Raw genomic sequence first — 24,809 nt, 5'->3', positions numbered from 1 at the left:
TTAAGGAAGACGAAAGGTGAGAGTGGAAACGGATTCTTTATTCCCCACCTTATCTACGCTATAGTATTCCAGATGGATTTCATTTTTGCAAGATTTTTCCGATAAAATGGAAAAAGGAATAGGGGATTTATATTGAATCCAGTCTCCAGGAGATTCTCCTTTGCAGTAATTTCTAAAAAGAGAATAGTCTAGCCCCGATCCTTCTTCCTCTACGGAAAAGCCGATTTTGAGTTTAGGAGATAAATACAAAACTTCTCCTTTTCGAAAACTTTCCGATTGGAATTGCAAATCCGTTTTAGGAGGAGTTTGATCCACATAAAAGCTGAGATAGTTCGATTTTTCGACGTTACCCAGTGCATCCTCAGCTCTGTATTCCAGTTCGTAAAACCCGTCTTTGGCGATTTCCAAGGAAGGTTTGGCTTCTTTTTTCCAAGGTTCTCCTGAAAAACGGTAGTGTACGAATTTCGTCTCAGTGTCGTCAAAACTTTGCAGGATGACGTTTTGTCGTGTAAGATAAGTTAAGTTTTCATTCTTGGAATTGGTTATACTTAGAAAAACGTCCGGTTTCGTTTGGGGACGAGGCACAAATACCTGTTTGGGAGTTTGGCTTGTTTGGTTCGTAAGAGGATACCTTCGGATTTGGTTGAACTCTGTCCAAAAACCTCTGATATTCATTCTTGCTACTGCCCTAACTCTGAAGAATTGATAGTCTTGAGGAACAGAAAGCACAACCCTCCCCGGTGGCACCAGTTTTGAAATGGGAAAGTTTTTTCCGTTCAAAACGTTCCCTTCTTTTTCTCTCCAAAACTCCACCTCATATTCCAGGATGATCGGATTTTCTGAATCCAAATAGGCAGTCATACGAAACTCATCTGGGGGAATTTCCGTTTCTGCGAAAAGAGGAGATAGAAAAAAGAGAATCCCAAAAAAGAAAAGGGAAAAAATATTCATGGTTTGATTTCGGGAGCTTTCGGGATCAAAAAAGGAGTCGTTGGAGGTTTTCCTTTTTCTACGAATGTCGCATAACCTGCATTGAGTTCGACGGTAACTTTCTGGGCGGATACTTCTACTTTTCCTTCCAGACAGCCAACGCTTGTATTTTCTTTTTCATCCACTTCCGTAATGAATTCGGTTCCCTTTACTTCCGCAGTTGCGGCAGGGGTCTTCAGGATGAACATCTTTTTGGGAGGAGTCGATTGTTCTTTGGAGATGATGGCCCTCAGTCTTCCTTTTCGTAATAGAAAAGAGTCCGGCTCGGAATCGGTTTTTACTTTTTCCATTACCACATGACTGTTCGGTGCTAATTCCAGAAGCGAGCCGTTGTTTAAAATCAATTCTAGGTAGGATTCTAATTTGGTTCTTGCTTCGTCTCTCAGATAGAGTCCAAGTCCTAAGGATGGATTTTCCCAAGATGTCTTTTTTTGAGAAGCAAGCAGAACTTCCGTTTCTCCTTGCGTTCTTGCAATTTCTGCGATCGGTTTTTTTCCTAAACTGGCAGGAACCCAAAGTTTCATTCCAGGAAGAATTAAATTGGGGTTATCTATTTTGTTCGATTTTAGAAGTTCTTTCCACTTTCTGGGATCATCCAAATAAGTTTTGGAGATAGTGGATAAGGTTTGTCCTTTTTCTACAGTGATGACGATCCCATCTTTGGGAAATTCAGTAGGATTGGATTCGGAAAGAAGAGGGAAAAAATTCAGTAAGAGAAGTAGAGATAAGAACAACCCGAAGGAGGGAAGATACATATTGAATCTTCTTGAGAATCCAGTATGTATTCCTCCTTCAGGGGACATGAGTTAGTTTAAATTTTCCGCAACTAACTCAGCAATGTCTTTTACTTTTACAGAATCGATCTTTTCTGCAGCTTTGACGCCGTCAGTAATCATCGTAATACAGAAAGGACATGCGGTAGCAATCGTAGTCGCACCTGTATCCAAAAGCTGACCGGTCCGTTTGCTATTTACACGCATACTTTCCGGATTGGATTCATCCACGTGTTCTTCCATCCAATACTGAGCCCCGCCGGCACCGCAACAGAGTCCTTTGCTATGATGATCGACTGCTTCTTCCAGTTTTCCGCCGGAAACTTTTTTCACAACGTCTCTAGGATTCTCATAATTGTTGTTATATCTACCGATGTAACAAGAGTCATGGTAAGTGTATTTTCCTGCATTCGCATCATCCGCAACTTTCACGTCGATTTTACCGTCTTTGGAAAGCTGGTTGATGTATTCTGAGTGATGGATCACTTCGAAATCCCCGCCAAATTGAGGGTATTCGTTTTTGATCGTGTTGTAACAGTGAGGACAAGCTGTTACGATTTTTTTGATTCCGTAACCGTTGATCGTATCCACATTTTGTTGAGCTAACGTTTGGTAGAGGTATTCATTTCCTCCTCGTCTTGCGGAGTCTCCAGAACAACCTTCTTCCGTTCCAAGAATTCCGAAGTTGACATCCGCCTTTTGCATGATCTTTACGAAGTCGCGGGAGATTTTTTTGTTACGTTCGTCGAAAGCTCCTGCGCAGCCTACCCAATAGAGTACGTCTACGTTTTTGTCTTCCGCTTCGGAAAGAACTTTTACATCTAAACCTTGTGCCCAATCGGCACGAGTGTGAGCGCCCACACCCCATGGATTGGAATTGTTCTCCATATTGGTAAAAGCTTTTTGGAGCTCTGGACTCATTTTGGATTCGGCAAGAACTAAGTGTCTTCTCATCTCGATGATTGCATTCACTTGGTTGTTGCCTACTGGGCAAGCTTCTACGCACGCATAACAAGTGGTACATCCCCAAATGGATTCTTCGCTGAGACCTTCATGAGAGTTGATGACTCCTGTTTCCAAAGCGGCAACTGCTTCCGCAGCTTCTTCTCTGGTTTTGCCGGCACGAGCTTGGTCCACTTCAGGCATTTTTTCGAGCAATTGGTGTTTGAGTTCTACGATGATCGCTTTCGGGTTTAACATCTTACCCGTTCTGTTTGCAGGACATTCTACTTGGCAACGACCACACTCGATACAAGACATACCGTCTAAAAGGTTCGGCCAAGGGAAGTCTTCCACTCTGTTCGATCCCCAGACAGCATTTTCATCATCCAAATTAAGTTTGGACAACTGACCTTTAGGAGTATCTGTTGCGAAGAAGTAATTGATAGGTGCAAAGATTAAGTGGGCATGTTTGGAAGTAGGAACATACAACATGAAAGAGAATACAGTGAGGATGTGACCCCACCACATAATTTGGAACACTAGATCCGCAGAAGAATTACTTACTCCTACAGCTTCCCAAACTTTACCGATGGCACCGTCGATGAGACCTGCATGAGAAAAATAAGTAGCGGCTACCGTTTTCGCACCGTTCCCAAGTAGGGTGGTGATCATAAGAGTTCCGATCATGCTGATTACTACTGCGGAAGCAGGAGAATGAACATCCAAACCTTTCGCTTTTTTGATCCATCTTCTCCATGCAAAGAAACCTAGACCGGTAAGAACCAGAAGGGAAACGTAATTTACAGTCTGTTCGTAGATGTGATTTACCGTTTCGCCTAACAAAAATTCAGGAAGAGCGAAATGATAAGGATCATCCATTAGGTATCCGAAGACACCCGCAATCATTTGGCTGGTTGTATGGATGGTATAAACAAGAAACCCGTAGAAAATAAACGCGTGCATGATTCCACGAAGAGGTTCTCTGAAGTTCTTCTTTTGAAGAACTACGTTTTCAAAGAAACTCTTGATTCGGAATGGAATGTTCGGGTTCTTTTGAATGTCTTCGTTAAACGATGCTGGTCTTCCTTGGAAGATCAGACGCAAACGGTAAAGGATGGCTCGCACAAATACTACGTTTGCGGCGATGAAGAAAACTGTAAAAAGAAGGTGAAAGATGATTCTTCCGATATCCATTTATATTTTTGCCCTTGAGGTGTGTTGTATTTCCTAGGATTTTCATAGAAAAATGAATGTCCAGGAAAATTCGATTTTTACAATGATTAGAAAGGACGTTTCTTTAGTCCCACGCAGGTAATCTATGCTTCCTAACTCGTTCTCATTCTCAGAATCCGACCCGGTAGACAAAATACTGATCCAAGCAGTAGGGGGAAAAAGGATTTCCCAAGAAGAGGCGCTTCTTCTCTATGAGGAAGGCGATTTTTTAAAAATACAGATGGTCGCCAGACATTTGAGGGAAAAAATCCGACCTCATACCCAAGCTTCGTACACAATGTTCCGAGTGGTGAACTATACCAATTACTGCAATGTGGAATGCAATTTTTGCTCTTTTATGGATGAAATCGGGAATGGAAAAGGCTACATTCTCTCTCTAGATGAAATTTTAGAAAAAATGGACTACGCAGTGGAGATGGGAGCCGATCAACTCTTCCTCCAAGGCGGTGTCTATCCTGATATTGAGTATCAGTATTATAAAGATGTGATCTCCGGAGTGAAAAAAAGATTTCCCGACATGCACATACGGGCCTTTTCCCCTGTCGAAATCATCAATTTGGAAACCATTACCGGTCGTCCATTGAAAGATGTTCTTCAGGAATTAAAATCCATCGGTTTGGATTCGGTTCCTGGAGCGGGGGCAGAGATACTAACGGAAAGAATGCGGCAAATCATTTCGCCTAAAAAAGCGAGTGTAGAAGAGTGGGTGCGTGCCATGGAAACTTGTCATGAAGTGGGTCTCCCCGGTTCCGCCAATATAGTGTTCGGTTCGGAAGAAACGAAAAAAGAAGTAATCGATCATCTGCAGGTGATAAGAGATTTGCAAGACCGCACGGGAGGATTTTTATCCTTCATTCCTTGGACATTCCAACCGCAAACAAAACGATTTAAAGTTAGGCCTGTTCCCACTCATGAATACTTAAAGGTTTTGGGAATCAGCCGTATCTTTTTGGACAATATCTCCCATATTGAAACTTCCGTTATGGTTCTAGGAAAGGGTGTGGGGCAATTGGCACTTTACAGCGGTGCGGATGATATCTCTTCCGTGGTCATCGAGGAAAATGTACTTCGCTCTTTCGGGTTAAAGACGGAAAAAGAAGCTCATAAGTTCCTTTCGGAAGGAGGGTTTGAACCTGTGAGAAGGGATTTATTGTATCAGGAGAGATATTCGGGAGCACCTGCGGTTTAGAGAGATCTAAAAAAATAAGGGGAGAAATCCCCCCTCTAATCTTTACACCTTATCCGTCAAGGGACAAAGACTGAGAATCAGTCTCATTTGTAAGCTTGCAACTCTCTCCCATTCTTGTCTAGTTTTTTTATAAAAAAAATGACCGTTTTGGTTTTGACTGAGGGGAAGGAATGATGGGGAACAGGAGGATTCCCTTCAGATCTCATTGACTTTATTGTCTTTCGAGATACATGCTTTCACAGAATAAATACAAGTTTGATAATTTTTAGAACAGACTTCCTGGTTTTCTAAATTACCTGCGGAACATTCTTGGTTTTGATCCTTGCAGTATATGTACAAAGCACCGCATACCTTTTTATCCGTTTCTTTTTTCTGATGTAATGGATTGTAAAACTCACCGTCTTTATTGATGCAATGTGTAATGCTGGCAGTGAATACGATGAAGAATAAAATTTTACGCATGTTTACTCTCAAATCGACAGATAAGCACCAAACAAATCGTTAGCGAAGATTAAACCGGAAGGGAATCCGAAGGAGGGAGAATTGTAATTCTGTTTCTTCCTTCGTTTTTGGAAGTGTAAAGAGCTGTATCTATTTTATGATAGAGTTCGTCAAAAGTGGTTTCTTCGTTCGGACCGAACATTGTGGCTCCTATGGAAACTGTAATGCGGATGGTCTCCCCTGCTTGGTTATAAACGGGAATTCTCAATACTTCTATTTTTTCCCGGATACTTTCCGTTAGAGTTTCTAATCCTACCGCATCGATAGGAGAAGCTAAAATACAAAATTCATCTCCTCCGATTCTTGCTGCAATATCAGTGGAACGAACACGAGAACGAAGTGTACGCCCGAATGCTTGGATCGCTAAGTCACCTTGTTTGTGGCCGTATTGGTCATTGATGAATTTGAGTCTGTCCAAATCCAAAATCACTAGACCGATCGCAAGTCCTTCCCGTTTCGATCTTCTTCTGTATAAATCAAACTGTTCTAACAGATAACGACGATTAAATAGATCCGTCATGGAATCGATTCTGGATAAATCTTGGATCTTTTGATTGATTCTTAAAAGTTTACCTACGGTAATGCGTAGTCTTATCTTTGAGCGGAACTCCTCGAATCTCCAATAATTAATAAGAAGGTTTGCAGTAAAACCCATACCTAACAAAAATATAACGATCAGTATATCTTGGTAGAATATGAAACGATCGAATCCCATAATTTGCGAGAAGTTCAAGTGTAAAGGGATGAACAAACAGAGAAATAATATGGAAAGCAGGAAGATACGGACTGGTTCAATCCAAAGTATGATGGAAGCACTGGCAATGACGATGGCGGAACCGTAAAGATAGTAAGAGTGGTTCGGTTTATCATAGATCATCATAGGAATGTATATCAAAATTAGGGAAGCAATGAAGAAACCGGTGAACGAAAAGATATGTCTTTCAAAAAAACGGATTCGCTTTTTTGCAGAGGCATAGGCGGTGAAACAAATGAGCAATGTGGAAATGCGGAAGAATACGATCCAGAAGCTGGCTTCTTTGGTTCTCACCAAAGAATCGACAAAAAGTAGGGAAACGATGGACGTAAATGCTGATAGTACGGCAAAGATCATGACGGAAGAGCGAATGTCAGAGATATTTGTAGCGATAAAGGTAGGGTGGTAGGTACGTAAAAACAACCTACGTAAGATAAAGAAGGCTCTTTTGAATGAATACCTACGCATGGTGAGTGAATCCTTCAAATATTACAAGATCCATGGAATCTTGCAAGTAATAAGAAAAATTTAGAACAAAATGACCTTTCTTGGGTTTTTCGCTAAGATTTCGGGGAGGCTCATTCCGTCTCCTCCCAGGCTTCTCAATTTGGTTTTGCCGATGTATACTGAAATTCCTTTGACTCCGAAGTTTCCAATCAGGCTGTAAGTGATTTGATCGATTCTGTCTTTGAGGATTTCAGGGCTTCCACCTAATTCTAAATCTCTGGAAAAAGAAAGATGTAAAATTCCGTTCTCAAATTTATAATTTGTGTCAAATTTAAGTCTTCTAGGAATCGCATTCAAAATTCCTTTTGATTTTTCTTCCGCACTTGGCCCTTTCAGAAGCTCTTCCATCACAAAAGGAATAGGATCTCCTCCCTTAAACTCTCGACTAACTTTAACTAGCTGAGATTGAGTGTTCTTTCCTTGTCCGTAAAATTTCAAAAAGTAAACGGGAAGATAACCGGAAGTTTCCTGGATTTTTTTTCCCGAAGAAGGGAATCTATCTTCCGGTAAAGAAATTTCAGGAATGGAAAAACCGTCTTCCGTATCGGCAGAGGCAACTTTGGTTTTTCTTTTCTTTTCTTCTCCGATGAGAATCGGATCTTCCAAAGCTTCTTCTTCCCAACTTAAATCGTCTTCCCATTCGTTAGAAGTTAGAGGATCGCTGGATTTGAATAATGAATTTTTCTTTTGAGGTTGGGAATGAGAGCTTATATTTTTAAAACTATCTGTCCCGAAACCTTTGGGGAATTGGTTTCCCGAATACCCTAGGGACTTTTCGATCAAAACAAGAACGAAAAAAAGACCGCCAATCACATAACTCAGTGATTTCAATCGATCGGGTGATTGTGGAGGAGAGATTGCCACTCTATCAATTTCGGAAAGATTTTATAAAATGGATTTAAAAAAACTGTTTTAATTCGGGCAATTCGTCAAATTTCCAATCGAAATCGGGGATTTCTCCGTTTACGGAGTGTCCGTAGGTGCAAAATCCGAAAAGGCATTTATTCTGTCTGGCAGCTTCCCAATCGCTGTAACGATCTCCCACCAAAATGACGGACTGAGCCGCATATCCGTATTTTTTCAGATACTCGGAGATGATATCTCCTTTGGTGCATATATTTTCTTGGTTGATCACCAAAATAGGTTCGAAGTATTGCAAGACTCCTGCTGTTTCCAAAACAGTTTCCACATACTGCTTTCTACCGTTGGATGCACAAGTGATCGTATATCCCTTTTCTTTGAGATAATGGATGGTGGAACCGACTCCTGCATAAAAATCTCCCCCTCCGTTGCGGATGGAATCGCAGAGAAGCTCCAAAACTCGAGAAGAGATTCCCTCTCTTTCCTGCTCGGGGAGTTCCGGGAGAAGGTTGGCAAAGATCTCCCTCACCGGTTTTCCGATCTGCATCATGATTTGGTCGTGGGTAGGTAAATTTGTAAGTTTTCCCTTCTTCGCAGCAAACTCTTCGATTGCCTGGACATAGGTCTTGAAGATTATGGATTCTGAGGAAAACAAGGTACCGTCGACATCGAAGGCCACCATTTTTATTTCTCCAAGACGATTTTCTAGCATTACCACCAAAAAAGAAATTGGCGGTCTGTTGGCAAGTAAGGAATTCAACGTTATGTTATCCAATTTCTCCCCAGAGGAGATTGAATCGAATAGAAAGGATCTATTTTCCCGCACGATTTGGGAAGATCCAACCTCCCAATTGGCTCATAGGGTCAAGGGAAACGATTTAAGCAGATATTTCCTCCTTACGGATTCTGAAAAAAAAGGAATCGAAGAAACCATTCGTTTGAACGTTTCTGTAACTCCTTATTATTTAAGCCTTTCCGACCCATTTGATCCTCATTGTCCCATTCGCAGGATGATCGTTCCCGATTCCAGGGAATCCGTTTTTTCCGCAGAAGAGTCTCCCGATCCCTTGGAGGAAGAAAGACTCTCTCCCGTAAGAGGGCTCACTCATATGTATCCCGGGAAGGTTTTATTATTTTCCAATCATTCTTGCAGCGTCTATTGCCGCCATTGTATGCGGGGAAGAAAGGTTTCTTCACCTAATGAGAGAATGGCGAAAGAGGATCTGGAACTTGCTTTCGACTATATCCGTTCCCATCAGGAAATCGAGGATGTGGTCATCAGCGGAGGGGATCCTTTGAACTTGGCAGATTCCCGAATTGACTGGATTTTAGGAGAACTTTCTTCCATTCCTCATGTGAAAATCTGCAGGCTGGGAACCAGAAATCCTGTGACCCTTCCATTCCGTGTAACGGAAGAACTATGCAAAATCATAGAATCACATAACAACGATTCCTTATCTATTTTTTGTAACACTCAATTCAATCATCCTAAGGAATGTACGCAGGAAGCGAAAGCGGCAGTTTTGCGTTTACTCAAAGCGGGGGTTTCCGTAGGAAATCAATCCGTTCTACTCAAAGGAATCAATGATGATCCCGAAATTATGCTTTCTCTGCATAAAAAACTTTTGGAGATGAGGGTAAGGGCATATTATCTGTATGATCCGGAACTCATTCCCGGCTCCAGAGGGTTTCGTACTCCGTTAAACAAAGGTTTGGAGATTGTGGAATATATGAGAGGGAAAATCGCAGGAATGGGAATTCCATCCTTTGTGAACGATCTTCCCGGCGGAGGAGGAAAAATCACTCTTTCGCCAAATTGGTATTTGGGATATTACCCGAAAACAAGGCAGCATGCATTCCGTTCCGCACTGACAGGGAAAGTGCATTATTCCTTCGAACCTGTGGATTCCGAAGAAGAATCCAAATACCCTATTTTGGAAGAATCTATTTGGGAGAAGTTGAATGAAAACAATACTTCTCGCCTGTGATTTGTTTGACGAAAAAAATCCCCGATTGACCCAAGAATGGGAATCCTCCGAGTCGATTCAAAATCTAAAGAATACGATTTTAGGTTTGGGATACGATCCTGTGATTTTGTCGAATCCTAAGGAGATCGTTCATTTTATACTCGATTTCATCGAAAGAAAAAACAGGGATGATTTGATCGTTTGGAATTTCGTAGAAGGTTATTTTTCCAGAAATAGGGAAGGATACATCCCTTCTTTATGCGAATATTTGGGGGTTTGTCATACAGGCTCTGATGGTTTTTCGCAAAGCCTAACATTGAATAAGTTCCAAACCAAATTACTTGCGAATCATCTAGGCATTTCCACGCCTAAGTTCGAACTGATCGGCCCGCAAAACTCGGAATCGAAACCTGCTTCATTATCGTTCCCTTTGTTCGCCAAACCGAACGGAGAAGGGTCCAGCCTGGGAATTTCAGAAACAAATATCATAAAAAATGAAATTCAATTCAGGGATCGAATTCCATCCTTACTGGAAGAATTCGGAGAAGTCCTTTTGGAAGAATACATCGAAGGAGCGGATCTCACTTTAGGTGTGATCGGGAATCATCCGAATTATGAAGTCACTCCCATTGCAAGAGTGGAATATCCGGGAGCAGTGTATTCGGAAGAAGTCAAAACGAAGGATGGAATGCCCGAGACATTGGTCTTCGATGTTTCGGAAGAAATTTTTAGACAGGCAGAAAAAAAATCGATTCACCTAGCGGAAATAATTCGATTTTCCGGATATGCTCGGATCGATTTTATCCTCAAAGAAGATCGTTTGTATTTTTTAGAGATCAATCTGACCCCTGGTTTTTCCAATATATATTCTTCTCTTCCGGAAGTTTGGGAAAAGTCAGGAAAAAAATATTCCGATTTGATACGATCCGTTTTGGATTTGGCGGAAAAAGAATACAAATCCCATCCCAGATACAGATATGGTAAGGAAAATTTGAGTTTATGAGTTCTATCGTTTCCCAATTGAAATCGGATGTGCAAAATCACTCCGTTTTGAACCATCCTTGGCTTCTTAGCAGATCCTTAGAATTGAAGTTCGACGATCTTTTGCTCTGGCTTTCTCAGGAATATTTCGTTTCTATCGGGTTTGTGGATTGGTTTCTCATTGTCGCATCGACTACGAGAAACCAAAAGGCGAAAATCGTTCTTGTGGAAAATATCTGGGAAGAGTTAGGGGAAGGAAAAATCGAAGACACTCACGTTTCCATTCTGGAAAGTTTTTTGGGAAAACTAGGTTTCGATCTGAATACGAATCGAATTTTGCCTGAGACGGAATCCTATCTGAACGATATGAAAAAGGTCATTGAAAAGGGATTTTTTTACGGATTAGGCGCCTTGGGTCCTGCGAACGAATATTTATTAAAATTAGAATATTCTAAAATTTCTGATTCTTACCAAAAACTGAAACTTAAAACGGATCTGCCTGAAGGAAAATTTTTTCAAGTGAATCTGGAAGCGGATGAAGGGCACAGCAAAAGAATGTTCGATTTAATTTCGGAAACTGCAGTTTCTTCGGAACAAAAAGAGGAAGTGATTTTGGGAAATCGTTTGGCTTTGGATGCGAGAGAAAAATTTTATGAAGGATTGGAAAAGATTTCTCCCAGCGTCAAATTCGTTTCCTAGACTTCAGATACTTTAAAAAATACATCACTCCCATCCCTAAAAAAGGAATTAAAGGCAAATAAAGAAGAGGGGCAAAGTAACGATAGGTTGTTGCCCAAAACAACATTCTTCTGACTCCGAAAAAACCGGGAAGTCTAGTTCCGCCTGTCACTAAATTTACTTCCGCCTCACATCTATTCCATGTTAAATCTGGATGGATTTTTTGCAGTTCTGTCTCGGAAAGATCTCGAAAAGATATAAATTCCAAATTTTTTTCATCGATCCTACTTCGAAAATGGTCTGCCAATTGAGTGCAGAAAGAACAATCTCCGTCGTATAAAAACTTTGCTTTCATATCAATGGGGCAGGGTAAAAATCTTCAGGAAGATTTTTTAGATAATCGATGATGCCGGGGATATTTTTATAGTCTTGGCCGAGCCAATAATAAAACCAATTTTCATCCTTTTCCACTCCTTGTGCGATTTGCATGTACCATTTATTGATGTTGTTGTTCGTTTTGGAACGCCAAAACAAAGGAGTGTTTTCTTCCAATAGAAGATCCCAAATGTCTCTTCCTACACCGGCACCTCTTGCAATTTCGTTTACTGCAAACTTAGAAAGAAGATGACCGAATTCCGTTTTTTGCAGCCAAGCGCAGGCCCAGTAAGATTCCTCCAAATACAAAAGATCGAATTTGGATTCCAAAAAAGAAGGTTTAAGCTTTTTGGAAAAAGAAGATTCGATCAAATCGAAAACTTTTCTAGAGTCTACCGAATGAAAGTCAGTGTATTTTCCTACTTTGTTTTTTCTTTTGACGAGTGTCCCGCTTCCTTTCACCGTAAAAAGCTCTCTTAACAAAGTATAGGCGTAAGTAAGAACGACAGAGAACTTAGGATTGGAAACGGAAGGGACCAGATGGGAAGCTAAAGAAAGAAATTGTTTCTCTTTCGGAGAAAGGTTTTCTTTTGTTTGAAACTCATCCAATGAGGAGTCGGCTGCGATCATAGAAACGATTTTTCCCGTTTTTTCATCCCGAATGGGGCCGTTAGAATCTACGATGATGATTTTGTTCGATTTTAAAATGGCTCTTGTTTGTTCCAAAAAATGAACGAAGCTGTATTTATCCGGATTCCAAATCAATATGGGAATTTTCTTTTTTTCTATGGATGTCTTTACGTCGGAGAGCAAGTCGTCCCGTTTCACTATGATTTGAAACGGAAATCCGATTCCGAATTTAGATTCTCCTCCGTCGGATTTATGTTCTGTGTTGAAAAAAAGTTTGAGATAGTGGTAGGAGTTTTCTTCCAAAACCACAACGGGAAAAAGATCCAATTGATGGAGAAGTTTGATGTCGGAAAACAAGGCTTCCGAACTTTCTAAAATCGTTTCCGAATCGGCAAAGAGTAAGGCAAAACTTTCCGGAGATAAGGATTTGAATTCTTGTAAAAAGAGAAGTCCGTCTCTGGGATCTCTAGTGATTTCAAATACTCTGGAAAGTATGTCTTTGGAATTCATTGTTTTAAAGTTTGTTCTTTTCCCTTGATTTGGTAGTCTACGATCTTTGCTTTCAGATTGGCATGTCTTAATGGAAGATGATTTTTTTCTTTCATTGCCAATTTGCCTAGCAGGGAAAACTCACCGCATAACACTGTTAACTTCCATCCTGGAAATTCGTTTTTAAAAACTCTTCCCATTTGAAAGTACATCTCTCTTAAATTTTCGATCGGTTTTCCCAATCTATCTCCGTAAGGAGGGTTGGTGATGATATGACCATTTTCACCGAAACGATTCTGTATGTTCAGAACATCCCCTGTGTCAAATTGGATCCAATCTTCCACACCTGCTTCATACGCATTTTCTTTAGCGATTCGAATCGCTTCCGGATCGATATCGAATCCGAAGAAATGAGGAGTTTTCGGTTTTTGTTTTTGAGCTTCCGAAAAAACATAATCGGGAAATAAACCGGTGAAGATGGGAGATTCCGCCAGAATGAATTTATTGATTTCGCCTAACAGTTTTTCTCTAAGTGCCGCCTCAATGAGGATGGTTCCTGAGCCGCACATAGGATCGACGATCGTGGAACCAGGTTTCCATTCCGAAATTTCCAACATGGCTTGTGCGATCGGCTCTCTTACGGGAGCTGCTCCCGATTCCAGACGATATCCTCTTCTTCCCAGAGATTCTCCCGTTAAGGAAAGCTCAATGCTGAATTTGTCCAGGAAGGATCGTAAAACTATGGTTATATCGGAAACTCTTTTTTGGATATCGGGAAGAGGAACCTTTTTTTCTCTCAACGCATCTAAAATCGCATCCTTGAGTTTATGGGTTGCGAATTGAGAATTATGAAGGCTGTCTTTGGTTTGGGCGTCGATTCGAAAGGAAAGGTCTTCGGTGATCCATTTTTCCCAGTTTATCTTTTTTGCCTTTGCATAAAGATCTTCGTAGTGTTCCGCTTTTTCTTGGAGAAGTTGAAGATTGATTCTGGAAGCGAACTTGGAGGAAATGCAGAAGTTAATGACTTTATCGGTTTTGCCGGAGAAAAAAACTCCTCCTCTATTGGAGCTGACAACGTTGAGGTGGTTGTCCAAAATTTCCTGAGTCAAAAGCGGGGAAAGACCTTCCCCGCAAACCGCATGATAGACAGAAGTAGAAGTTTTTATTCGGATTCTCCCAGTTTTTCAGCCAAGTATTTATCGAGACCAATGTCTGCGATGATGCTTTTCTGAGTTTCGATCCAGTCGATATGTTCCTCTTCGGAAACGAGGATTCTTTCGAACAGTTCTCTGGTTCCAAAATCTTTCAGCGCAACGCAGATGTCAATCCCTCGACCTAAACGTTCCACAGCATTGTATTCCAATTGCAGATCGTTTTCCAAGAGTTCCGGAACCGTTTTTCCTACGTTCAGCTTCATGTATTTTTGAAGATCGGGAATCCCGTCCAAATATAAAATTCTTTCTATGATATCATCCGCATGTTTCATCTCTTCGATGGACTCTTTTCTGAGATAATCCGCAAGTACAAGGTAACCCCAGTTTTTGCAAAGTTTGGCGTGAATGAAATATTGATTGATTGCTGTTAACTCTGCGGACAAAACTTCCGCAAGAATTTCTAAGACTTCTTTTTTTCCTTTCATGACGAATCCTTCCTTTCTGTCTTTAGGGAAGCATAAAATGCTTTCGCAATAACTGCAAGCTTAAACTATATTCTTATGGCGAAAGTTTTTATTCATGGTCCAAGTCTCAGTCATTTCGGCAAATTTACTGGCAATCATCTTGAATTATCCTATCAAACCACCAAACAATCAGTAAATGAGTTTCAATCTCACAAGATAGAGTTTCTCATTTATGCCGGTTTTTCGCCTGACGTATACACGAAAGACTATCATCTTCCTGCAAAACTAGCATCTTCTTTGGGTTTAAAAAATCCTTATTCTATAAGGGTGGAAACAGCGTCTTCTTCAGGAGCTTCCGCACTGCAACTAGGTGTGAATCTCATTCTCAGCGGAAGATTTAAACATGGGTTAGTCGTAGCGACTGAGATCATGTCTCAGTTGAATCGGGAAGAGAATAATCTTTTGTTAGGTTCCGTTCTATCCGACCAGCAAAGAAGGTTGGGCATGTCCATGGCGCAAGGCGGTGCTATGTTCACTCGACGTTATCTAGAGTTATACGGTTATAAGGCAAAAGACTTGTTTGCGATCTCCAAAAAACTGCACGATAACGGTTTAAAAAATCCGAAGGCCCAAATCAAAAAAAATCTGACTTGGGAAGATTATGAAAAACAACCTATGATCACCAGCCCTTTGGGACTTTACGATATATCTCCTCTTTCGGACGGATGCGCTTCCGTGATCCTTTCCGCAGAAAAAAGTAAGGTGAGCGTGAAAGGGATGGGACATGGAACTGCCGCATTTCTTCCCTCGGGTGATCCCAGTTTTTCCTCCAGTGTGACTGCCTTCGGCAAAGCCTATGAAGAAGCGGGAGTCGGTCCCAAGGATGTGGATTTTGCGGAACTTCATGATGCATTCACTCCTTTCGAAATCATAGGTGCGGAGGATGCAGGGCTTTTTGGAAGAGGAGAAGCTCTTGCCAAGGTGGTAAGCGGGCTTACTCATCCGGAAGGGCAGCTTCCCATCAATGCGTCCGGAGGGCTCAAGTCCAGAGGACATCCGGTAGGAGCTTCCGGGTTGGCACAGATCGTAGAAATCTGCAGGTTTTTCGATCTTTGGCAGGAGAAACGAATCGCTCTCTCTCATAGTATTGGTGGACTGGCAACGAACAATTTTGCTACCATCCTAGAAAGAGAGAAATGAACCAAAAGATACTCATCATACAAACTGCCTTTTTGGGGGATTTGATTCTATCGACTCCTTTCTTTAGGGCGGTTAAAAATTTGTTTCCAGATTCGGAAATTCATCTCATTGTAAATCAAGGAACAGAACAGGTATTAGATGGAAATCCGGACATTCAAAAACTGATTCCTCTCGATAAAAAAAGAATTAAAAAAAATATCTTCCGTTTTCTGGAATTCGCCTTTTCTCTGAGAAGGGAAAAATACGATCTTGTTTATTCTCCTCATTTTTCGTTTCGCTCCAGTATCCTCAGTCGTCTGACAGGCGCTCCTATTCGAATCGGATACAAAGAGTCAGGATTCTCATTTTTACATACAAAATCCGTCTCTAGACCCAGACTGGGTCCTCATGAAGTCGATAAATTATTTTCCTTATTGTTTTCCTCCGAATCGGAATACCCCAGGGGAAGGGAAAGAAGGCCGTATCTCTATCTCAAGGAAGCGGATGAAAAAAAATTCCAAACCCTTTCTTCTTCTTTGAAGATCGCTGAAAAAAATTATATACTCATCGCAGCGTCCTCTTTGTGGGAAACCAAAAGGATGCCGGAAGAAAAGTTCGCCAGTGTCATCAGTCTGATTTTAAGAAAACGAACCGAGAATGTGATCCTAATCGGCTCTAAAGCAGATCTTCCCATTGAGGAAAAAATCCGTTCTCTCTTAGGGATAGAGCCTTTGAGGGAGAAAGAAAGATCTCGTTTTTTATCTCTCATCGGGAAAACAAGTTTATCGGAACTTTCCGTTTGGATTCAAAATGCCAAGGCGGTGATTTCCAACGACTCCAGTCCGATCCATTTCGCATCGGCATTTAACATCCCTACTGTGATGATCTATGGAGCGACCGTTCCCGCTTTCGGATACTCCACACTTTCCGAAAAACAGAAAATCATGGAAATCACAGGTCTAAAATGTAGGCCTTGCGGAATTCACGGAGGAAGGATTTGCCCTGAATCCCATTTCCGATGTATGTTGGACCAACAACCACAGAAAATTTTTGACTCTTTAGAGGAGATATTGAAAGAAGAATGAAATCCGCAATTAAAATGAAAGAAGTAAGTGATTCCGTCTATATCAAAAGAATCGAAGAAGTAAAATCAAAATTAGGTGATGGAGAGATTCTTTTCCTCTTTGCCGCACAACATAAAATCCGGAACAGAGATGTGGAATATAAGTTCCGGCAGGATTCCGATTTTTATTATCTGACCGGAATTGTAGAATCGGACGCGATTCTGTTTATTTCGAAAAAACAAGCGGGGATGTTCTGCCTTCCCAAGGATAAGGAAAAGGAAATTTGGACGGGAATCCGCCTTGGAAAACAGAAAATTAAAGAAAAACTAAAGTTAGATGTTACTTACGATTTGTCCGATTGGGATTCCCAAAAAACGGAACTTCTTTTGGGAAATCATACTCTTTATTATTTTTTCGGAATCGATTCGGATAGAGACAAAGATCTGATCCAAACAGCGAAACTTGTTTCATCCAGAGCCAGGGAAGGAAATTTCGGACCTGAAAAAATCATCGAACCTGCATTTCTTCATGAAATGAGAATGCAAAAGTCCAAGGAAGAGATCCAAATCATCTCTCAGGCCGCTCATATCACTCATTTAGGACACGAAAGAATCATCAAAGAATCCAAACCGGGAATGTACGAATTCGAATTGGAATCCATTTTGGAAGCGGAGTATCTGAAACACGGCTCCTGGGGTGGAGGATACGGACATATCGTTGCTGCAGGTAAAAATGCGTGCATTTTGCACTATGTGGACAACAACTGCGTTTTGAAAGACAACGATTTAGTGTTAGTCGATTCCGGTGCGGAATGGAACTATTACACCGCAGACGTAACCAGAGTTTTCCCCGCAGGGAAAAAATTTACGGAAGCACAAAAGACTATCTATGAAGTTGTGCTTCATTCCCAAAAGAATGCGATTCAATATTCCAAAGAAGGAGTCGAATTCAATGAAATTCATAAAAAGACGGTCTATTTTTTGGCCGATTGTTTGAAAGAAATGGGATTTTTAACGGGAAGCATCGACAGCATCATCGAAAAAGGAACTTATCGTAAGTTTTATATGCATAGAACAGGACACTATCTGGGAATGGATGTGCACGACGTTGGAAAATACTATATCGAAGGCAAAAGCAGACAGTTAAAGAACGGCCAAATCATCACTGTGGAACCTGGACTTTATTTCGATCCGGAAGACGAAACCATCCCGGAAGAATTCAGAGGGATAGGAATCCGAATCGAAGACGATATTTTGATCGACGGTAAAAATCCTGTAAACCTAACCGCTGCAATTCCTAAAGAGATTTCGGAAATAGAAGCGTTAAAATCATAATAGGCGATCGGATTTCTTCCAGTGAGAAAAAACGACCGATTTAATTCCGTTCAATTCATAGGGAGACTGTCCGAATTTTTGACGGATACAATTGAACAGGAATTAAAGAAAGTGGGATATCCTTCCTTATCCGCATCTCATTTCGAGATTTTAACCTATCTCATCCGTAAAAAAGACTCTCAGAATATGACCAACATCTCCGAGGCGATTCATAGAAAAAAACCTACCGTCACCATTTTAGTCAATAAATTGGAAAGTATAGGTCTTGTGAATAAGGAGATTTCAGAGGAAGACAAAAGGGAATATAAAGTCCATCTTACGAAAAAGGGCAGGGGATTTCGTCCCATTGCCCTTCGCATCAGCTCCAGAGTTTTTTCCCTTTCCCTCTGGGGAGTGAATGAGAAAGAATCAGAAGATTTGTATCTGCTTTTGGAGAAAGTATATCTCCATACCAGAAAAAAGCTTTAAGCTGTTAGTTGAAGTTCGGCCTTCTTCCTTCTACAGCTGCGTTCACTCCTTCTATCGCATCCTTTGTCTTCAAATTGGAAAAAGTTTTTTCCAAATCCAAAAGAATCGTGGCTTTGAGATCCGTAGATAAGGATCGGATCGCTTCTTTCGTTGCTGCAGTGGCCTCTTTCGAATTTTTTGAAATCTTCACTGCAAATTTAGAAACGGATTCCTTTAGTTTTTCAGGATCCGAATACAATTCGTCCAAAAGTCCTATTTCCAGAGCTTCCGAAGTTTTATAAGCATCTCCCAAAAGAACATGTTCTTTCGCTTCGTTTTTTCCAATAACATCCGCCAATAATTGAATGATGAATGCGGGAACTCTAATTCCTATTTTTACTTCGGGAAGCCCGATCCTTGCGTTTTCCAGGCCGTAACGAAAATCGCTGACCAAAGCCAACATCGCTCCGTAACCCATCGCATGGCCGCCTAATTCCGCAATGACGGGAGCAGGAAAAAAATATATCTTTTGTAAAATCTCGTAGAAGTATCCCAAAAATGTTCTTAAAACGGATTCGTCTTTTTCTCCGTTCAATTGGCTTAGGTTGAGTCCTTGGGAAAAAACTTTAGGACGGGAACTTCTTAAGATCAAAACTTTACCGTTCTCTTTATAAGCGGCATCCAGTCTCTCGTTTAATTCCCGGAAACTATTCAAATCGAAGCTGTTGGATTCGTTCGTATCGATGGAGATTGTGATGATTCCTGATTGGTTTTCGAAATGGATCATTTTTGATTCCTTGCAAAAAGATTAGATATCTAACTAATTTCTCGGATAAAACTTATGTAAAGGATAATTTCCAAAATTTGAAAAAAAGGATTTAGCCTGTTTCTAAATAGGTTTTGATGACTTCTTTCATCACCGAAAGTCCGATGGGAAGGGAGTCTTCATCGAAATCGAAAAAAGAACTATGATGAGAATGTACATAACCTTTGGATTCGTTTCTGGAACCGATGAAAAAGTAACAGCCTGGGCGTTTCATCAGGAAGGCGGAAAAATCTTCCCCTCCCATGGTTCGTGTGTTTTCTTCCGTAATGGAGTCCGGACCTAGGATTTTTTTTCCAGCCTTTCGAACGATGTCCGCCATCTCAGGGTCGTTGATCGTCGGTTTGTCGACTCGAGTGTAATTGAACTCCACTTCGGCTCCGAAAGAAGAGGCGACTCCTTTCACTAGTTTTTCCAGTTTTAAAGGAACAGATTCATAAACTTCTTTGGAATAGGTTCTTACTGTTCCTCTGAGTTCAGCCGTTTCCGGAATGACATTGAATGCGTTTCCCGAATGGAAAGACCCTACAGTAACAACACAAGGTTCTAAAGGATCCACATTTCTGGAAACGATCGTTTGTAAGGCGGTAACGATATGAGCACCGACTACGATAGGATCCACAGTATGTTGCGGCATAGCGCCGTGACCGCTCGTACCTTTGACAACGATATGAAATTCGTCTACGGAAGCCATCATCGTTCCGTTAACTACGCCTAACTTTCCTAAATCGATATGATTCCATACATGCAGCGCAAAACAAGCATCCACATTGTATTTCTCCAAAATTCCAGCTTCGATCATCTTATCCGCGCCGGAACCGCCTTCTTCGGCTGGTTGGAAACAAAGAAGAACTCTTCCTTTGGGAACGAAACTGGAAAGAGATTCTTTGAGCTCGGAAGAAAGCCCCATGAGAACGCTAGTATGACCGTCGTGACCGCAGGCATGCATTTTGCCGTCTACGGTGCTTTTGTAATCGTGATGATTTTCTTCCAGAATGGGGAGAGCATCCATATCCGCCCGCACGAGAACCGTTTTTCCAGGAAGACCTGAATCTACCAGGCAGACGATTCCGGTTTCCGCAATATTTTCTTCGAAACTATAACCTAATTTTCGTAAGTGGGAAGAAACAAAGGCAGCAGTTTGTTTTTCTTCGTATTTCAGTTCGGGAAGTTTATGAATGGTTCGTCTGTAACGAACCAGTTCTTCTTTTCTTGCGGAGGAGATTTCCATAATTATAACTTATCTGTTTCCAATTTGGCTCTTTTTTCTACTTCGGCAAGAATTCCATAGAGATCGACACCGTATTTGTCGAAAAGGGAATTTTTTGCCAGCTCGTAACGAACCAAATTGATATTATAATTAATTTTTGCCTGAGAAACGCTTAACTCTGATTGTGCGAGAGAATCGAGTGCGTTTTTTACGTGAAGGGCGGTGAATCTTCCTTGGCGGAATCTGGTCATCAAACCTTCGTAATATGTTTCCGTTTCTTTTCTCGTCTTTTTCAGATCTTCTAAAAGTTTATGACTGGAGACTACCATCTCATAACGGGTATCTATTTCCTGGGTGATTTCTTGTTCTAAATTGGAAATCTGCAGATCGATCATTTTTTGATTCGTTTCCGCTTCCTTGATTCCCGCTTTCACTCCTAAATCCCAAAGAGGATAACTCATTTTCATTTCCGCATAAAGTTGAGGAAATGCCGTAAGAGAAGTCACTCCGTTGGCTCTTGCCAAAAAGTTCTCTTGAGGAGACATGAAATTTTGTCCGATGGAACTGTATGTGATGCTTGCTTTTAAAGAAGGATCGTCTTCGGCAAGGGCTGTCGATAACAACAGTTTTGCCACCTCTCTTTGTCTGAGTAAAATCAAATAGTCGATTCGATTGGCAAGTGCGTACTTTTTGTCCGCTTCCTTATTGATTCCTGTAGGAAGAGTTTCACTTAAATCCGTGACTCCTTCGACGCTGGAACTAGGATCTACATTTAATACGCGAACTAAATTTCTTTCCGCTTCCAATCGATCCACTTTCGCTTTTTCCAAAAGGGAAGAGGTTCTTAAGTAAGCTTGATTCCATTGGTTGACTTCGAAACCTTCAGAAAGTCCTAAACCAGCTTTGCGCGCAGTGAGTCTTCTGATTTCGTCCGTATTTTTTAGGACTTTTTCATAGGTGACGATTTGCGAATCGACGATTCCTAAACTCCAGTAATCTACCAGAATTTTTACGACTAACTGAGTAAGTACGTTGATATAATTTTCTCGAATGAGTGCCGTTTGGCTTTTGAGGATTTTTTCTTTTTCCTCTTCGGTTTTTCCGAATCCGTATTTCAAAAGCTCTTGTGAAAGAGTGACGGATACAGCTCCCGTATACATAGGAGGAGCTGCCAAAGGAGCGAAGGAGGCCGCATTCGGATCGTTCGGATTTTCAAATGCGTTCGTATCGTAACGAACCGTTGAAACTTCCGTTTTAAAATAGGTGCCCATTTTAAACTGTTTTTCGATCCCTGCGGAAATCTTATCTTGGCCTCTGATCGTTCCTAGAAAGATGTTGTTTCTGTTATTCGGAAAGTATTGTTTGGAAGATTGAATTCCCGCCAAAGCTCTCCAAGCAAATTTGGATTCATTTTTCAGCTCTGGAGTATCCGCTTTGATGATCTCAAGTTTTGCATTTTGAACGATGATATTGTTTTCGATTACCTGCTCGATTGCTTGAGAAATCGTAAGGCGAAGTTTTTTTGTTTCGGAAGTATTTTTTTCCTCGGGAAGATTCGCCAAGCCCACTTCCCATTCGGAAGTATTCAGCCTTCTCATTTGTTCTTCGAAAGAGTCTTCGGAGAGAATCGGTGTGACCAGAACGGATAAACCTAAGAATACTAAACACTTGGTCAACATTTGGGTCTGGATGAAACGTAAATTAAAAAGGGAAAGAACTGGTTTCAATGGATTTTCTTTTTCTACCCCTCATTTGACAGGATCGAAAAATCAATCTTGTCAATCAACACAAAATAGGAAAAGTTTACTCAGGCATCATTGTTTTCAATGATGAGGGGAAATTTCTTGCAAGCCGACCGAAAACCTAACCATCTCATTCACGAGAAAAGTCCATATTTATTACAGCATGCTTACAACCCGGTCGACTGGTACGCTTGGGGGGATGAGGCTTTCGAAAAAGCGAGAACCGAAGACAAAATCATTCTGTTATCCATTGGGTATTCTACCTGCCATTGGTGTCATGTTATGGAAAAAGAGTCCTTCGAAGATGACAAAACTGCGGAAATTCTAAACAGACATTTCGTTGCCATCAAATTGGACAGAGAAGAGAGGCCGGACATAGACAAACTGTACATGGATGCACTACATGCCATGGGGCAGCAAGGAGGATGGCCGCTCAATTTATTTCTTACCCCTAACAAAGAACCGATCTTGGGAGGCACATACTTTCCTCCGGAAAATCGATACGGAAGAAAGGGATTTAAGGAAGTATTGTTGCTTGTTGAGCAGGCTTGGAGAAATCAAAGAGAAGAATTGATACAAGCGGCAGCAGACCTGGCTGATTACCTAAGAAATTCAGAGAAAACGGAAGAAGGTTCCGAACTTCCCGACAAAGACGTTTTCGAAAGAACCGTTTCCACATACAAAAAGGTTTATGATCCGAATTTTTTCGGATTTAAGATGAACCAGCAGAATAAATTTCCTCCCAGCATGGCTTTATCCTTTTTGGTACATTACCATCATTTTTTCAGGGACGAAGCCGCTCTGGAAATTGCATTTAATACTGCGTATGCGATGAAGTCGGGAGGCATTTACGATCAAATCGGAGGAGGTCTTTGCAGATATTCCACCGACCACGAATGGCTTGTACCTCACTTCGAAAAGATGTTGTACGATAATTCCCTTTTCCTTTCCGCATTATCAGGACTATTCATTGCAACAAGACATTCTTTTTTGGCGGAATCGATCGAAGATATCGTTCATTATATCCGAAGGGACATGAGTTTGGACCAAGGAGGAATCGCAAGTGCGGAAGATGCAGATTCCGAAGGGGAAGAAGGCAAATTTTATGTTTGGTCCGAAAAGGAATTCGATTCTCTCGTTGCGGACGAGGAAATTAAAAATTACTGGAATGTGACCGAAGAAGGAAATTTCGAGGAAAAGAATATTCTAAATATCTATTTTTCCGGAAAAAATCCTTACCGGGATAATATTTCCTTAACGGAAACGTTCCAAGAAAAACTGAAACTCAAAAGACAGATTTTACTGGACGAAAGATCCAAACGAATTCGACCTCTTCGGGACGATAAAGTCATCACTGCATGGAATTGTCTTTATATCAAAGCATTGGTGCAGTGTTTTCGTGCGACAAACAATGAAACCTATCTGAAGGATGCTTTGCATGTGTATCATTTTTTACTCAGCCATCTGAGAGATAAAAACGGATTTTTATTCAGAAGATACAGAGAAAAAGAAGCGAGGTTCCCCGGAAATTTGACGGACTATGCAGAGTTCGTAATGGCATCACTTATGCTCTTTCAGGAAACCATGTCTTCCCAGTTCTTTCATACTGCTATGGAAACTCTGAATATAATCGAAACACATTTTGCTTCTCCTGCTGGAGCCTATTATGAATCGATTTCAACAAACAACGATTTGATTGTTCGGTCGATAGAAGGTTATGACGGGGTGGAACCTTCCGGTAACTCCACATTGGCACATGTGTTTTTACTTCTTTCCGGCTTAGGAATCGAACCTTCGAAACATTGGGATAAAGCCGGCAAAATATTCTCTTATTTCCGGAAAGAAATCAATACGAATTCTCTCAGTTATCCTTCTATGTTGGATGCGTATCTGATTTGGTCGAAGGGGTTGGTGGAAGTGGCAGTCATCTACAAACAAGATCACATCGAAGATGTGAAAGAGATTTTGGACGGATTGCACTCTCATTCATATCCGAATGTGGCTTGGGTGATTATGGAAGAGGAACATGCGAAACATCTTTCTTCCGAAATTCCTCTGCTGCAGGGAAGGGGTGCGGGGGATACCCACCTAGTTTATGTTTGTAAAAACCTGGCTTGTGCGGCCCCCGTCACGGGATGGGAAGCCACAAAACAATTGATTACGCAATCACTTTAGCATCTCCCCAAAGGCGGTCTAGGGAGTAGTAGTTTCTCATTTCTTCCGTCATGATGTGAACGCAGATCTCACCGTAATCCAGAAGGATCCATCCGGTTGCATCTTTGGGAAGATCTGTTAGATGGTTTCTTGTCACGGAAAGTTTGAGAGGTTTCATGAATTTTTCGATGTCTTTCGCAACGGATCTGCCTTGTGTTTCCGTTTTTACGGTAGCGATGATGAATATGGAAAGATAAGAATTCACATCCTGAAGATCCAACACTTGGATTTGATCGCATTTTTTATCAGCGAGCGATTGTTTGATTTTTTGAATATGGGAAAGCGTTTCTTTGCTGATTTCTGTCATT

The 24,809-nt window shown here is 41.2% G+C and carries 24 protein-coding genes; 9 read left to right on the top strand and 15 right to left on the bottom strand.

What is annotated here, in order from left to right:
* The 3 genes from EHS15_RS14910 to EHS15_RS14900 are packed head-to-tail and all read right to left on the bottom strand — an operon-like array spanning position 1 to position 3,899.
* The gene (locus EHS15_RS14910) at positions 1-951 is read right to left on the bottom strand and encodes an LBF_2017 N-terminal domain-containing protein (RefSeq protein ID WP_135761344.1); all 951 of its coding nucleotides are present in this window, start codon (positions 949-951) and stop codon (positions 1-3) included.
* The gene (locus EHS15_RS14905) at positions 948-1,745 is read right to left on the bottom strand and encodes a FecR family protein (RefSeq protein WP_246052177.1); all 798 of its coding nucleotides are present in this window, start codon (positions 1,743-1,745) and stop codon (positions 948-950) included. Before EHS15_RS14905 ends, EHS15_RS14910 begins: the two co-directional genes overlap by 4 nt.
* 51 nt (positions 1,746-1,796) lie before the next feature.
* Positions 1,797-3,899, bottom strand: coding sequence for a heterodisulfide reductase-related iron-sulfur binding cluster (locus EHS15_RS14900; protein ID WP_135761342.1), 2,103 nt, complete (start codon positions 3,897-3,899; stop codon positions 1,797-1,799).
* A 124-nt stretch (positions 3,900-4,023) separates the two neighbouring features.
* Between EHS15_RS14900 and mqnC the strand changes: the two genes are divergently transcribed.
* On the top strand, positions 4,024-5,127 hold the full coding sequence (mqnC, locus tag EHS15_RS14895) for a cyclic dehypoxanthinyl futalosine synthase (protein ID WP_135761341.1): 1,104 nt from the start codon (positions 4,024-4,026) through the stop codon (positions 5,125-5,127).
* Positions 5,128-5,322: 195 nt separating this feature from the next.
* On the opposite strand, the gene EHS15_RS14890 is transcribed toward mqnC, so the two are convergent.
* The 4 genes from EHS15_RS14890 to EHS15_RS14875 are packed head-to-tail and all read right to left on the bottom strand — an operon-like array spanning position 5,323 to position 8,432.
* Positions 5,323-5,589 (bottom strand): hypothetical protein, encoded by a 267-nt coding sequence (locus tag EHS15_RS14890; protein ID WP_135761340.1) that lies wholly within the window; start codon positions 5,587-5,589, stop codon positions 5,323-5,325.
* 49 nt (positions 5,590-5,638) lie between these two features.
* On the bottom strand, positions 5,639-6,850 hold the full coding sequence (locus EHS15_RS14885; protein WP_135761339.1) for a GGDEF domain-containing protein: 1,212 nt from the start codon (positions 6,848-6,850) through the stop codon (positions 5,639-5,641).
* Positions 6,851-6,910: 60 nt separating this feature from the next.
* Positions 6,911-7,753, bottom strand: a complete 843-nt coding sequence (locus tag EHS15_RS14880) for a GerMN domain-containing protein (RefSeq protein WP_135761338.1) — start codon at positions 7,751-7,753, stop codon at positions 6,911-6,913.
* 34 nt (positions 7,754-7,787) lie between these two features.
* The gene (locus EHS15_RS14875; protein ID WP_135761337.1) at positions 7,788-8,432 is read right to left on the bottom strand and encodes an HAD family hydrolase; all 645 of its coding nucleotides are present in this window, start codon (positions 8,430-8,432) and stop codon (positions 7,788-7,790) included.
* A gap of 82 nt (positions 8,433-8,514) precedes the next feature.
* On the opposite strand from EHS15_RS14875, the gene EHS15_RS14870 reads away from it, so the two are divergent.
* Genes EHS15_RS14870 through EHS15_RS14860 form a run of 3 tightly spaced genes read left to right on the top strand, consistent with a single transcriptional unit; the run spans position 8,515 to position 11,397 of the window.
* Positions 8,515-9,738: a KamA family radical SAM protein gene (locus EHS15_RS14870; protein WP_135761336.1), complete on the top strand. Its 1,224-nt coding sequence runs from the start codon at positions 8,515-8,517 to the stop codon at positions 9,736-9,738.
* Entirely contained in the window at positions 9,713-10,720 is a 1,008-nt protein-coding gene (locus tag EHS15_RS14865) for a D-alanine--D-alanine ligase family protein (RefSeq protein ID WP_135761335.1), read from the top strand. The genes EHS15_RS14870 and EHS15_RS14865 overlap by 26 nt, the downstream gene beginning before the upstream one ends.
* Complete coding sequence (locus EHS15_RS14860; RefSeq protein WP_135761334.1) at positions 10,717-11,397, top strand: iron-containing redox enzyme family protein; 681 nt, start codon at positions 10,717-10,719, stop codon at positions 11,395-11,397. The genes EHS15_RS14865 and EHS15_RS14860 overlap by 4 nt, the downstream gene beginning before the upstream one ends.
* Here the strand turns inward: EHS15_RS14860 and EHS15_RS14855 are convergent.
* Genes EHS15_RS14855 through bfr form a run of 4 tightly spaced genes read right to left on the bottom strand, consistent with a single transcriptional unit; the run spans position 11,381 to position 14,509 of the window.
* Complete coding sequence (locus tag EHS15_RS14855) at positions 11,381-11,731, bottom strand: DCC1-like thiol-disulfide oxidoreductase family protein (RefSeq protein ID WP_135761333.1); 351 nt, start codon at positions 11,729-11,731, stop codon at positions 11,381-11,383. The two genes, EHS15_RS14860 and EHS15_RS14855, sit on opposite strands and share 17 nt — an antisense overlap.
* Complete coding sequence (locus EHS15_RS14850) at positions 11,728-12,891, bottom strand: acetylglutamate kinase (protein ID WP_135761332.1); 1,164 nt, start codon at positions 12,889-12,891, stop codon at positions 11,728-11,730. The genes EHS15_RS14855 and EHS15_RS14850 overlap by 4 nt, the downstream gene beginning before the upstream one ends.
* Positions 12,888-14,036 (bottom strand): THUMP domain-containing class I SAM-dependent RNA methyltransferase, encoded by a 1,149-nt coding sequence (locus EHS15_RS14845; protein ID WP_425460651.1) that lies wholly within the window; start codon positions 14,034-14,036, stop codon positions 12,888-12,890. The genes EHS15_RS14850 and EHS15_RS14845 overlap by 4 nt, the downstream gene beginning before the upstream one ends.
* Entirely contained in the window at positions 14,033-14,509 is a 477-nt protein-coding gene (gene bfr, locus EHS15_RS14840; RefSeq protein ID WP_135761330.1) for a bacterioferritin, read from the bottom strand. Before bfr ends, EHS15_RS14845 begins: the two co-directional genes overlap by 4 nt.
* A gap of 75 nt (positions 14,510-14,584) precedes the next feature.
* On the opposite strand from bfr, the gene EHS15_RS14835 reads away from it, so the two are divergent.
* The 4 genes from EHS15_RS14835 to EHS15_RS14820 are packed head-to-tail and all read left to right on the top strand — an operon-like array spanning position 14,585 to position 18,533.
* Positions 14,585-15,688, top strand: a complete 1,104-nt coding sequence (locus EHS15_RS14835) for a thiolase family protein (protein ID WP_135761329.1) — start codon at positions 14,585-14,587, stop codon at positions 15,686-15,688.
* Positions 15,685-16,752 (top strand): lipopolysaccharide heptosyltransferase II, encoded by a 1,068-nt coding sequence (gene waaF / locus EHS15_RS14830; RefSeq protein WP_135761328.1) that lies wholly within the window; start codon positions 15,685-15,687, stop codon positions 16,750-16,752. The genes EHS15_RS14835 and waaF overlap by 4 nt, the downstream gene beginning before the upstream one ends.
* 14 nt (positions 16,753-16,766) lie before the next feature.
* Positions 16,767-18,065, top strand: coding sequence for an aminopeptidase P N-terminal domain-containing protein (locus tag EHS15_RS14825; RefSeq protein WP_425460650.1), 1,299 nt, complete (start codon positions 16,767-16,769; stop codon positions 18,063-18,065).
* A gap of 21 nt (positions 18,066-18,086) precedes the next feature.
* Positions 18,087-18,533, top strand: coding sequence for a MarR family winged helix-turn-helix transcriptional regulator (locus EHS15_RS14820; RefSeq protein ID WP_135761326.1), 447 nt, complete (start codon positions 18,087-18,089; stop codon positions 18,531-18,533).
* A gap of 4 nt (positions 18,534-18,537) precedes the next feature.
* Here the strand turns inward: EHS15_RS14820 and EHS15_RS14815 are convergent, their stop codons facing one another.
* The 3 genes from EHS15_RS14815 to EHS15_RS14805 form a co-directional block, all read right to left on the bottom strand.
* Positions 18,538-19,299, bottom strand: a complete 762-nt coding sequence (locus tag EHS15_RS14815; RefSeq protein WP_135761325.1) for an enoyl-CoA hydratase/isomerase family protein — start codon at positions 19,297-19,299, stop codon at positions 18,538-18,540.
* A gap of 91 nt (positions 19,300-19,390) precedes the next feature.
* Entirely contained in the window at positions 19,391-20,566 is a 1,176-nt protein-coding gene (locus EHS15_RS14810; RefSeq protein WP_135761324.1) for a M20 metallopeptidase family protein, read from the bottom strand.
* A gap of 2 nt (positions 20,567-20,568) precedes the next feature.
* A complete protein-coding gene (locus EHS15_RS14805) occupies positions 20,569-22,224 on the bottom strand; it encodes a TolC family protein (RefSeq protein WP_246052213.1) in 1,656 nt (551 codons plus the stop codon).
* Positions 22,225-22,374: 150 nt separating this feature from the next.
* Here EHS15_RS14805 and EHS15_RS14800 point away from each other — a divergent pair, with 150 nt between their 5' ends.
* On the top strand, positions 22,375-24,462 hold the full coding sequence (locus tag EHS15_RS14800; RefSeq protein ID WP_135761503.1) for a thioredoxin domain-containing protein: 2,088 nt from the start codon (positions 22,375-22,377) through the stop codon (positions 24,460-24,462).
* Here EHS15_RS14800 and rsfS read toward each other — a convergent pair.
* A complete protein-coding gene (rsfS, locus tag EHS15_RS14795) occupies positions 24,446-24,808 on the bottom strand; it encodes a ribosome silencing factor (RefSeq protein ID WP_135761323.1) in 363 nt (120 codons plus the stop codon). The two genes, EHS15_RS14800 and rsfS, sit on opposite strands and share 17 nt — an antisense overlap.
* Between the last annotated feature and the right edge of the window lies 1 nt (position 24,809).

Source organism: Leptospira idonii, assembly GCF_004770995.1.
Taxonomy (GTDB): Bacteria; Spirochaetota; Leptospiria; order Leptospirales; family Leptospiraceae; genus Leptospira_A; species Leptospira_A idonii.
The sequence above is the reverse complement of the archived record's forward strand: the minus strand, read 5'-3'. Positions and strand labels throughout refer to the sequence as shown.